General features: G+C 43.9%; 10 protein-coding genes. All 10 read left to right on the top strand.

Annotated elements, in window-relative coordinates; translation table 11 throughout:
- Positions 1-276 precede the first annotated feature (276 nt).
- The 10 genes from QUB10_RS20480 to QUB10_RS20525 all read left to right on the top strand — a co-directional run bounded on the left by QUB10_RS20480 (position 277) and on the right by QUB10_RS20525 (position 12,156).
- Positions 277-594, top strand: coding sequence for an IS66 family transposase (locus tag QUB10_RS20480; RefSeq protein WP_333205048.1), 318 nt, complete (start codon positions 277-279; stop codon positions 592-594).
- An 80-nt stretch (positions 595-674) separates the two neighbouring features.
- Positions 675-983, top strand: coding sequence for an IS66 family transposase (locus tag QUB10_RS20485; protein WP_445300781.1), 309 nt, complete (start codon positions 675-677; stop codon positions 981-983).
- A gap of 543 nt (positions 984-1,526) precedes the next feature.
- Positions 1,527-4,454: an MGH1-like glycoside hydrolase domain-containing protein gene (locus QUB10_RS20490; protein WP_333205050.1), complete on the top strand. Its 2,928-nt coding sequence runs from the start codon at positions 1,527-1,529 to the stop codon at positions 4,452-4,454.
- A gap of 332 nt (positions 4,455-4,786) precedes the next feature.
- Entirely contained in the window at positions 4,787-6,634 is a 1,848-nt protein-coding gene (locus QUB10_RS20495; RefSeq protein WP_333205052.1) for a GMC family oxidoreductase, read from the top strand.
- 39 nt (positions 6,635-6,673) lie between these two features.
- A complete protein-coding gene (locus QUB10_RS20500) occupies positions 6,674-7,780 on the top strand; it encodes a ferritin-like protein (protein WP_333205054.1) in 1,107 nt (368 codons plus the stop codon).
- Positions 7,781-7,972: 192 nt separating this feature from the next.
- Positions 7,973-8,482, top strand: a complete 510-nt coding sequence (locus tag QUB10_RS20505) for a hypothetical protein (protein WP_333205056.1) — start codon at positions 7,973-7,975, stop codon at positions 8,480-8,482.
- Between the two features lie 96 nt (positions 8,483-8,578).
- Positions 8,579-9,247, top strand: a complete 669-nt coding sequence (locus QUB10_RS20510; RefSeq protein WP_333205058.1) for a pentapeptide repeat-containing protein — start codon at positions 8,579-8,581, stop codon at positions 9,245-9,247.
- Between the two features lie 177 nt (positions 9,248-9,424).
- Positions 9,425-10,549: a myo-inosose-2 dehydratase gene (gene iolE / locus QUB10_RS20515; protein ID WP_333205061.1), complete on the top strand. Its 1,125-nt coding sequence runs from the start codon at positions 9,425-9,427 to the stop codon at positions 10,547-10,549.
- Positions 10,550-10,634: 85 nt separating this feature from the next.
- Positions 10,635-11,024: an SgcJ/EcaC family oxidoreductase gene (locus QUB10_RS20520; protein WP_333205063.1), complete on the top strand. Its 390-nt coding sequence runs from the start codon at positions 10,635-10,637 to the stop codon at positions 11,022-11,024.
- A 148-nt stretch (positions 11,025-11,172) separates the two neighbouring features.
- On the top strand, positions 11,173-12,156 hold the full coding sequence (locus QUB10_RS20525; RefSeq protein WP_333205065.1) for a sugar phosphate isomerase/epimerase family protein: 984 nt from the start codon (positions 11,173-11,175) through the stop codon (positions 12,154-12,156).
- Positions 12,157-12,250 lie beyond the last annotated feature (94 nt).

A 12,250-nucleotide genomic window follows, 5' to 3' on the forward strand; every position in this document is an offset into this window, starting at 1 on the left:
AGTTAGAGGAGAACCACCAAGCGGGAGTGGTTCCAGGACAAGACTTAAGTGTTAATCTGCAAGCACTATTAGTCTGGCTAGGTAATTATGGGCATCTTTCCTACTCCAAGCTGACTGAGCTTTTGTGGGAACTCGGCAGGATTGAAGTGGGAGTAGGAACATTGCAAAAAACCAATCAACGAGTAGCAGCAGCAGTAAAGCCAGCTATCAAAGCACTGTGGGAATGGGCACCTTTACAATCAAACGTTCATGTAGATGAAACCCTAAGAGTGTGTCATGGGAGTCAAAGAATGGCTATGGACGGCGAGTATCGAAGGATTCTGTTTATTTCATGCCGCAGATACCAGGGGACGTGTGGAACTAGAAACCATGCTGGGCACAGAATTTGCTGGGGTTTTAAGCTCAGATGATTTCAGCGTTTATAATGGCGGGAATATCGCAGCCCAACAGAAGTGTCTAGCCCATTTACGACGGCATTTCAAGAAAGTGTTGGAACTTCCTGGCAACAATAATGCAGCAGTCGCTCAAATATTTCTGTCATTAATTGATGAAGCTTTTAGATCCCATGAGTCGGGAGCGAAACACGAAGGATAAACTCACCTACGACTCCTGGGCAACTGATTTCAAAATACGATTGAATAAAGCCCTTGCCACTTGGTTGAACCAAGTTGGTTATGCTCTTCTGTCTGTTACTAAAATCCTTACGGGATAAGGCAGAACAATGGTGGTATTTTCTCACTGACCCCTCGGTTCCTCCGGATAATAATAAAGCCGAACGTTCCCTACGGCTAGCTGTAACTAAGCGGAAAGTTTCGGGCGGCTCTCGTTCGATGAAACGATTTGAGGAAACTGCTAATCTACTTAGTGTGATTCAAACCTGTCGTTTTCAAGCTCGTTCAGTAATGGCTTTTTTCCGTGAGGCTATTTCTGCCCATTCTTGTGACTTGGCTCGGCCTGAGCTCATTCCCCTTTTTCAGACCTGAATCCTTACTCACTGTTGAGTTTTGGTGGCAGGTTTTTTTTCATAATTGCTATATTCTACTTTCCAGTATCACACTTGTCAATACCCACCCTCTGAATCCTTACATATTGTTTACAGTACCGCTTGATTTTGGACGTTTTTTTTATTTGGTAGTCCCTAAGAGACAAGGTGTGATATAAGCGTGTAACTATTTTTTGCCGATATTAACGTGACCTGAGTTTGAGAGATTATGCAAGATCCGACTTTTCCGACTTTACGATCCGACTTTTCCGACTTTACTATGACAGTGGCCTGAAGCTATGATAGGAGAGAGATAGGGACAGTCAACCCACGATATCTAGATGGTAAATAATTGTAAATATATCGTCAACCGGCGTTGCTGAATTGGGTTGGAAATTTGTTGTAGGCTCAATCCCCCCGTGGGTGATCCACCGCTGACGGGGTAAGCACTTAGAATTACCCCTACAGGCAAACTCATATTTTGATTCAGCAGCGCCGAAAAACTAAATCAATATCAGCAAGCATTACACCACCCAAAAAAGCCATGACCTCAATTCAACAGACAGCCGAAGGAAAAAGATTAGCAGAAGAACGCCAGAATAAGGAAGCACTTTGGAAGAAGTGGGGGCCGTATGTGAGCGATCGCCAGTGGGGAACGGTGCGGGAAGATTACGGCGATAATCCCGATCGTACTTGGGACTATTTTACCCACGATCAATCTCGTTCTCGCGCCTATCGTTGGGGTGAGGATGGTATTGCTGGCATTTCCGATAATCACCAGCATATTTGTTTTGCGATCGCCATGTGGAATGAAAAAGATTCCATCATCAAAGAAAGGCTATTTGGTTTAACAGGCTCCGAAGGTAATCACGGAGAAGATGTCAAAGAATATTACTTTTATACGGACAATACCCCCACTCATTCTTACATGAGCTGTCTGTATAAATACCCCCAAGAAGCTTTTCCTTATGAAAAGTTAATTGCGGAAAATCGGCACCGGAAATCCGTCAACAAAGCAGCGCCGGAATACGAGCTAATGGATACAGGTATTTTTGATGAGAATCGCTACTTTGATGTTTTGGTAAAGTACGCCAAAAAATCATCAGAAGATATCCTGATCGAAATTTCGGTTAGCAATCGTAGTCAAGAACAAGCAACGCTACATCTTTTGCCAACCCTTTTGTTTCGCAATACTTGGTCTTGGGGATATCCAAATCAGAACAAAGAAGATAAATCCTTAAAGACCGTTAAGTCAGAACCAGACTTAAGCGTAATAGAAGTTTTGTGTAACAATGAAGGCTTAGGGAAAAGATGGCTGTATTGTGAAGCGCCCAAAGAACTCCTGTATACAGAAAACGAGACTAATAAAGAAAGATTGGGCTGGGGTAAAAATTCGTCCTATGTCAAAGATGGCATTAACGATTATATTCTGTCTAAAGGTGATAAAAAGACAGTAAATCCCAATCAGGTAGGAACAAAAGCATCAGCACATTATGAATTAATCGTCCCGCCTGGGGAAACCAAAATTGTGCGCTTACGCCTCAGTAGCAGAGAAGGTTTAGATTCCCCATTCGGTAATGAATTTGAGGACATCTTCCGCCAGCGAAAGCAGGAAGCTGATGAATTTTATCAGGCTGTTTGTCCACATCCAATTTCCGAGGATATGCGTTCCGTGCAGCGACAAGCTTTTGCGGGGATGTTATGGAGCAAGCAATTCTATCACTATATAGTATCCGACTGGCTCAATGGCGATCCAAGTCAGCCGAAGCCACCCGAAAATCGTAAATCCGGCAGAAACCACGAGTGGACTCATTTATTTAATGAGGATATTATCTCGATGCCCGATAAATGGGAATATCCTTGGTTTGCTGCGTGGGATTTAGCATTTCATACCGTTCCTTTTGCCCTGATCGATCCAGAGTTTGCAAAGAAGCAACTCTATTTATTCACGCGGGAATGGTATATGCATCCTAACGGTCAAATGGCTGCCTATGAGTGGGCATTTGGGGATGTAAATCCGCCCGTTCATGCTTGGGCTGCATGGCGCGTTTACAAACTCGAAGAAAAGATCTATGGTCAAGGCGATACAAATTTTCTGGAAGATGTTTTTCAAAAGTTATCTCTCTATTTTACCTGGTGGGTCAACCGGAAGGATGCAGAGGGAAAAAATATCTTCCAAGGGGGATTCTTAGGATTAGACAACATTGGGGTAATTGACAGAAGCAAAATTCCGATTGAAGGCACGAGTATTGAGCAGTCAGATGGGACGAGTTGGATGGCAATGTTCTGCCTGAATATGCTAAAGATTGCGACGGAACTAGCCAAAAAAGACAAGGATTTAGCGAGAATTTATGAAGAGCTCCGCCACAAATATGAAGGTATAGTTAAAGAGCAAAAAGATGAAGAGTTGATCTCAACTTATCTGACCCTGGTGACCAAATCGGCGAGAAACAACTACGAAGATATGGCCTCAAAATATTTTCAGCATTTCCTGTTGATAGCGGATGCGATGAATAAAGTGGGTGGCAACAATATCGATATATGGGACGATCAAGACAAATTTTACTACGACATCTTGAACGCTCCTCCGGGTAAGGTAGAGGGTGCTGACAGTTCGGGTGCACTCTCAATGAAAGTGCGATCGCTAGTAGGCTTAATTCCGCTCTTTGCTGTAGAAACCATTGATAAAGAAATCGTGAATAAATACTTAAATTCCGATTTCCAAGTTCGCATGAATTGGTTCGTTAAAAATCGCCCCCAGCTTTTAACACACCAAAACATCGAACTTCTTTCCTCGCAGAACCAAACCGAGAACGCCCCAGTAGAAAAAGACTTATATTTGTCTCTGGTGAATAAAGAGCGGTTGCAACAAATTTTGAGTAAAATGTTGGATTCAACCGAATTCTTGAGCGATTACGGGATCCGTGGTTTGTCAAAATACCACGAAAAGAATCCTTATGTATTACGTGTGCAAGGTCAGGAACATCGCGTGGAATATGAACCCGCCGAATCCAAGTATCCGATGTTTGGTGGAAATTCCAATTGGCGCGGCCCGATTTGGATGCCTGTGAATTTCCTGCTTATTGAGTCCCTCCAGAAATTTTATTCTTACTGGGGAGATGAAATAAAAGTTAAGTGTTCCACCGCCAATGGGGAAATCAAAGAGATGAACCTCTGGGAAGTATCGATGGAGTTATCTCATCGGCTAACCAGTATTTTTCTTAAAAAAACCGGTTCCAATCCCTCGCAATCCTCCTCCTCCAATGATTGGCGACCTGTTTATGGCGGGTCAGACAAATTTCAAAACGACCCGTACTGGCGCGATTTGATTCTTTTCTATGAATATTTTCATGGAGATAATGGTGCTGGAGTTGGTGCCAGCCATCAAACTGGCTGGACTGGGGTAGTGGCCAATCTAATTCAGCAGTTGGGAGAAAACGCTCAACCAAAGCAGGAAGATGCAAAACCTTAAATAGGCTGGACGGGGGGGATTGTTTAAATCCCCCAACATCGCGGAAAATAGGCTAGGGAAAATAAGAACTTTGATAGCCTTTCCAATCAACCTACTAATCAAGAGAACTAAACATAACCAGATGAGTCTGTTCCTAAACTTTATGACACCTGTACTCTATAGACTTTTTTGGACAAGTGGCTAACAGCCCAACCAAAAGCAGGTCAGTGTTTACGACCTCTAAGCGGTGAAGGAATCTTCACTAATGATAAATTTGAAGCAAAATTTCTCCCCTGCTCTGAAGGTATTCCCCCATTAATCCATGTCAAAGAGTAATTTTTAAGGAGTAAGCAATGAGTCCAATTCCGGAGCACGTACTATCCGTTGATTGTGAGACTGTCTCTAAAACGTTTTATGATGCTGTCATCGTAGGATCTGGTGTTGCTGGAGCTATTGTTGCTAAAGAATTGAGTCAACAAGGAAAAAGGGTTTTAATCCTGGAGGCAGGAGAAGCTAAGGATTTAACCCTTGCAGGCTTTCAAAGTTACATTGACACCTTCTACGGTGCGACAGCGAAAAACCCAAACGCTCCCTATCCCAAAAATCCCAATGCTCTAAGCCCCACGGATGACGATCACTATTTTGTAGAAAAAGGCCCTATGAGACTTAGTGGGTCTTATACAAGAGTTCCTGGTGGAACAACGATGCACTGGGAAGCGAAAACCCCCCGGATGTTACCGGAGGATTTCAAATTACAGACTCTGTACGGACAAGGGTTGGACTGGCCGATTAACTATGAAGATCTGATGCCTTACTACCGTAAAGCAGAGTACGAAATTGGGGTTTCTGGGGACGTAGAGGAGCAAGAAAAACTAGGCCTTCCATTTGAGCCTGGCTATGTTTTCCCGATGGAAAAGATGCCCCCCTCTTACTTGGATCAGAAAGTTATTGAGAAAGTTGAGGGGACTAAAGTAGAACTCTATGGCAAGCCTTACGAGTTAAACTTCTCGACTTTTCCTCAAGGTCGCAATGGTGTACCGAATCCTAAATACGCTGACTACGATCAGGGTAATCTCTTTGTTCCCGAAGGCGTTAGCAGTACCAGTCCGGTTCAGTATGGGGAACGTTGCCAGGGGAACGCCAACTGTGTTCCTATTTGTCCAGCTCAAGCAAAATATGATGCTCGCAGAACTTTAATTAAGGCCTTCCAAACCGATCGGGTTCATTTACTCTCCCAAGCGGTGGCTTTTAAAGTAGAAATAGATCCCGAAACTGGTAATGTCACTGCCATTCACTATAAGCGTTATGAAGACCCCCATTCTCCTAAACACACGGTAGGACTCGCCAAGGGTGCTTTATTTGTCTTAGCGGCTAATGCGATCGAAAATGCTCGGCTGATGCTCGCTTCTGACCTGCCTAACACCAGTGGAATGATAGGCCACCATCTCATGGATCACCCCTTTACGTTAGCTTGGGCTTTGATGCCTGAAGTGACCGGCACTATGCGAGGACCTATTGTTACATCAGGAATTGGAACCTTTCGTAAAGGCGAGTTTCGTAGCCAACAATCCGCCTTCGCGGTAGATATTCACAATGATGGTTGGGGATGGGCAACGGGATCGCCCTCCACTGAAGTCACTGATGCAATTGACAACAAAAACAAATATGGACAAGACCTGCGCCAGACATTGATTAGTCGCATTTCACGACAACTGCTGCTGGCTTTCATGTGCGAATTACTTCCGGAGTACAGTAACCGAGTCACCATCGATTCAAATTACACGGATCAACTGGGTAATTATCGTCCCGTTATTAACTTTAATCTCCCCGACTACAGTATCCGAACCCTTGCCTACACCCGAAAACTCTCTCGTGTAATTTTCCAGCGTTTGGGAGCTGAAGATTATACCCACTACGATCCTTCAGACCCCGCTTATTTTAAATTTGAGGGCGAAGGTTTCTTCTACCGAGGGGGAAACCACTTTTCTGGAACTCATATCATGGGAACAAATCAACACAACTCAGTTGTTGATTCACATCTACGTTCTTGGGATCATAACAATCTCTTCCTAGTCGGTGCAGGAAGTATGCCAACGATTGGGAGTTCAAATACAACCTTGACCATTGCCGCACTGACTTTTAGGGCTACGGAAAAGATGCTTGAGGATTTACAGTCTCCCGCTTTGCAATTAGCGTCGTAGTCCTGAAAAAATCGAGAACACATTGCCACCAGAGGTATTATGACCACAGACGAAAGTACAAACGACGGTTATGAACTGATTACAGAGGTAGAACATTTGCATTACTACCTCAAACAAGCCCTGAAGCTAGAACACGCAACCATTCCTCCATACATCACTGCACTTTACTCCCTCAAACCTGGAACTAACTTAGAGGCTTTTCATATTATCCGCGCGGTTGCTGTAGAAGAAATGCTACACCTAACCCTCATCGCCAATATTTTTAATGCGGTGGGCGGAAATATGAAATCCACCCTAACAGCGCCCGATTTTGTTCCCCAATATCCAACAGGTCTACCCACGGGAGCGACCGATTTTAAAGTGGGTTTAAGCAAGTTTTCCCCAGAGACAGTTGAGACTTTCATTAAAATTGAACGGGCCGAAGAAGTCGAAGAAGACAAGCCCTTAGTCGTGTCTCGACCCAGACAAGAGCATTCTCACTTTTTGACGATTCAGAATGGTAATCCGTCCGATACTTTCTACAGCATTGGGTTATTCTATGCAGAGATCGTTCGTGGTCTCTATGCGCTGCATAAACAGATGGGTGATGCTCTGTTTTGTGGCGCTCCTCAGCGACAAATCACCCCACAATACTACTATAACGGTGGTGGCGACATTATCCCCGTGAGGGATCTGCGTTCAGCAATCCGGGCCTTAAAAATGATTCAAGAGCAGGGAGAGGGGTCAAGAGGCGACGCTATCTATGACGCAGAACGAGAACTAGGTCATTACTATCGTTTTCAACAACTCAAATTACAACGCTACTATGTGATCGACAACGATGATCCGGAACAGTCAGATCATCCGGGTCATCCAACTGGTGCGTCTTTTAAGGTAGATTGGGACGCAGTTTATCCGCTGAAGAACAATGCCAGACTTAGCGATTATCCTGAAGGCACAGAAGTGTATGCGGCAGCTAAAGAATTCCAGTCCGCCTACAGTAAATTCCTCGCAGACCTTGAATTCGCTTTTGATGGACATCCTGAAGCTTTGATTCCCGCAGTCGGGGGAATGTTCCGGCTTAAGGAACAAGCTACTAATCTAATTCGTAATCCTATCCCCGGTATGGATGGGGTTCATGCCGCTCCTATCTTCCGATTAGACTAATAGAGATCCATTTCTCACCCCTATTTTTCCTCAAAGTCTTTGACGGATTTCTAGCACTACGCTCAAAGATTAGGACATCACCACACGGTATCGCTTATCAATAGCAAGACTTTTGCTGATGCTCGATGACTTAGTGCTAGAAAACTTAGAACGCACTTGCTGCTAGAAAATTTTTGTGGAGGTAAACAACTGATGGATATTAATGCACCTGATTTTATGGAGTATTTTCTCGATTTCTCAGTGGTGTTAACGGGTTTTTCGCGGTTTCATCTACAGGGAACCGGACAAGCTTCTCTTTACTTTGGCACCATTCGGGATATCATTGGTCAAGATATGTTCGGGGAATTATTACAAACCTTTCATCGCCTCGATCTCGAAGCACAAAACAACAATGACGAGTCTATCTTGACTAACGGGCTTCGTTCTGAAATTCTGGGGTCTGAAAAATTAGGACCGATCGCCCGCAATATCATTAAGCTTTGGTATGTGGCTACCTGGTATGAAATGCCAAAAGATTGGCGGGAGGTTTTTGGGAGCCCAGAAAACGATAAAACCTTTATTCCGAGTCCACAAGCCTATCCAGAAGGACTCTTATGGCCTACGATTGGTGTTAACCCACCGGGCGCAAAAGGTCCCGGATATGCAACTTGGAGCGAACCCCCTTCAGTCACCTTAGTAGAGGCTAAGAGTCATTCGGCCTAGCGGCTAATGACCTGGCACCATGCCTCAGTTAACCTCTAAAAATTTTATCTTTGAGCCGGACACAATAGCCCACCCTTTCTAATTTTAACCTTGAACATGAATATTGCCTCTTGGTTTCGTAGACTTTCTACTATTGCCTTGTCGATTCTCCTTAGCTTAACGATTTTTAGTGCTCCCGCTAACGCTTTCGTTGGGACAGATTACGAGCTGTTGCGTTTGAAGAACGCCTGTGCTAGCTGCGATCTATCGGGACTGGATCTATCGAATCAAGATTTATATGGCGCATTACTCACTGGGGCAAATCTATCCAACGCCAATCTCTCCGGTTCCCTACTCGTTGAGATAAACCTTGAAAAAGCTACTTTAACCGGAGCCAATCTATCCGGCGCTACACTGATGGGTAGTAAGTTGTCCGAGGCTAACTTAACAGACGCTAATCTTTCTAATGCAGATTTGTATAATTCCCTCATGATTAAAGCAAATTTAACGAGGGCAAATTTAACGGAGTCGGATTTAACCTCTGCCGTTATTTCTGATGCAAATTTGTCTAATGCTGTGGTGAAAAATGCAAAGTTACAAGGAGCAATTCTTTCTAGATCCATATTAGTAGATGCAGATTTTTCCAGTAGCAAGATGAGAAATACAAAGTTATCAAATGCTACTCTAACGGGCACTAATTTTAAGGCAGCAGATCTGTTGAATTCGCTGATGCCTGACGGGACTACTTATAATGGAAATGTCTCCCGATTTGGCGCTTCTCAATGAGATATGAGTCCTTAAGGATTCTTTTCATGACGAGGGGGAAGAAGATTTGAAAACCATCTTCGCCAGTGTACCTAAATCTATCCTTTAAGCATTTTCTTCGTCTCATCCCTAACTCTTTGCCGATGTAGGGAACAAGAATTTCAGTAACTCCACTTCACAGACTAGGAATCCTAAGTCATGTTGACCAAAAATGAGCGCAAGATGAAAAAATATCGAATTTTCGAGCAAATGAGAGCTATTCGTCATCTATCCGTGCTGTTAGTTGTCTTAATCTTTGGGATAACTAGCTTAACGCTTCCCGCCACGGCTGCTACAACGGGAAACAATTCGATCCTGGTATCTCTGGTTCCCCCTTCATATCCTGGGAGCTTAAACCCAACATTCGATCGCACAAAAGTGAAGTTTGGTATTACGCCAACAGGTTGGAGTAATAGTGACGATCTTTCTATCGATCTTACCCCTCGGATCCCTTACCAGCAGATTCTCAGTGAAATAGCGCTATCTGGCTTCGTAGGGACGCAAATGTCACCTAAATATCCAAAATATCCAGAGGAGAAAGATGTTTTAAAAAGCGAGTTAGCACTTCGTAACGTGGTAATTTCTGAACCTTGGGTCGGAACTCACTTTACTCAGGAAGGGCAGGGGAAGGAAACTATTGAAGAATTCGATAAACAAGTAGCATTCATGAAGGACATGGGTGGTACAAAGATTGTGGTAGCTGAATTGGGGGGTGCCGTTCATCAACAAGTCCCAGGTGTGGACCCTTTAACTAACAGACCGCATTTTAGTGACCAGCAATGGTCGGATTTATTAGAAGGGCTGAATGACCTTGGTGAAAGAGCCAAGGGCCAAAGTATGCAGTTGGTCTATCATCCCCATATTGGTACGGGAGTAGAAGACTTCGCTGATATCGATCGCTTAATGAGCGGTACAGATCCTGAAACTGTTAAGCTGCTGCTCGATACTGGTCATTTGTACTACGCAGGAGTCGATCCGCTGGCCGTCACTCAAAAATATGCCGATCGGATCGAACACGTTCACTTGAAAAATATTCGTCAGTCAGTTTTAGACGCATCTAAAAAAACGGGTCGTAGCTTTTTAGATTCGATCCGCGCAGGGATATTTACCGTTCCGGGAGATTCAAAGGGCGCAATTGATTTTCAGCCAATTTTACAAGAGCTTGCTAAAGCTAAGTATAAAGGATGGCTGATGGTGGAGGCAGAACAAGACCCTCATAACACTAATCCTTTGAAAGATGCGGTAATTGCTCGCAGTTATCTACGCGAAGTGACTGGTTTGTAGCAACAACAGCAACCCAGACCTCAACCAATTAGGTCTGGGTAGTTCCTCTCGTGAAAATCTACAGTTCCTCAACCGGAGTTTAGCTATGAATAACGATAAAGACCAGATCAGAGAGATATTTGAAGAAGTCTATGCAGCAAATGTTAGGTCATGCGATCTACAGGGTTATGCAGAGATGTACACCGAAGCGGCTGTCTGGATGCCACCCGATCAACCCGATCGGCTGGGAGTTCCTGAGATTGTTGAAGCCTTTGCCGCTCAGATCGCTGAGCAAGATATCGATCCAATCTTCGTCGCTGAAGAAATCGAAGTGATGGGCGATTTTGGTTATGTCGTCGGTATATCTCAAGCAACGATTCACCCGAAAGATGGCAGTGCATCTAAGGAAGTCAAATTTCGAGCACTATGGTTAATGAAAAAAGAGGAAGACATCTGGAAGATTGCTCGCCAGATTTGGAATGTAAAGCCTTTGTAAGGCTAAGCTTTACCTAAAAAAATGAGCGGTAGAGTGTCGGGGCGCGTTTAGTAAAAAGTTCAGCATCAATAATGATTCTTCTTTCAAAACGCGCGCTGATTATTGGATGATATATACAACACGAAGTAATTCTAACAGGAGTGACAAGATGTTTGTTCCCAAGGATATCTATCTTAGTTTTTTCATGTTTACAACTAATCTGAAACCTCATGACTCCGAGTATAGGAAAGTTGTCATTCAGCACATGAAAGAGCTGAAGAAATTCGGTTACACTGGCTTTGAGTTTCCGATCGCGCCAGGGGAGCCTAAAGATTACCCACAAGAAATTGAGAATTACGCCAACCTGCGTCGTGCTATGGACGATGAAGGATTGAGTGATGTACAAATTACAACAAACGTTGGTACTACTCCGAGATTCGATCCGAGTTCACCTTCCCCAGAGGTACAGAAAGAAGCCTTGGAGTATCTTAAGGCTCGGGTTGACATCACTGCGGCGCTACGGGGTGAAATTATGATGGGTCCGCTAATTGTACCTTACGGATACTTCAATAATTCCCTGTGGAGTGACCAACTCCAAAATGATCTTGCAGTTCGCTATACTAACGCGCAACCGATCCTAAATGAGTTAGGTCTATATGCAGAGGATAAAAACGTCAAATTGGCGATCGAGCCAGTAACTCACTGGGAAACTCCAGGTCCTAACAAGTTATCACAATTAATTGAGTTTCTTAAGAAAGTTGACAGCAAACAAGTTGGTGTTGTGATTGATAGTTCTCACGAAATACTTGATGGTGACGGACCTGAGATTTTTGAAGAACAAGTAAATTGGCTTGCAGATGAGGGGCGGCTTCATTACGTCCAAGTTTCTCATCCGGATCGAGGAGCTGTGCATACAAGTTGGATTCCTTGGGAGTCGCTGTTTAAACCTATTCTCCAAGTCTATAAGGGACCCATGGCAATTGAGATTTTTAATGCTATCCCAGAGTTTCTTAACTCCATTCGTCTGACTCGACGCAAGTTTTGGATACCTGGAGAAGATCCTGAGAATCAATACCCAAGTGCCTACGACATTGCCAGAGAGGCGATCGTCGTCACACGAAAGGAATTAAATCAAATAACCTCCAAACAGTAGAAATAGAACTGTTATACAACTTTGAGTAAAACAGTTCTATTTCTCTTGGCGCAACTGCTTTCCTGATCTGGCTAAGACAGATACATTTAAGCCG

Origin of the sequence: Microcoleus sp. B5-D4, assembly GCF_036705145.1 — a bacterium.
Taxonomy (GTDB): domain Bacteria; phylum Cyanobacteriota; class Cyanobacteriia; order Cyanobacteriales; family Microcoleaceae; genus Microcoleus.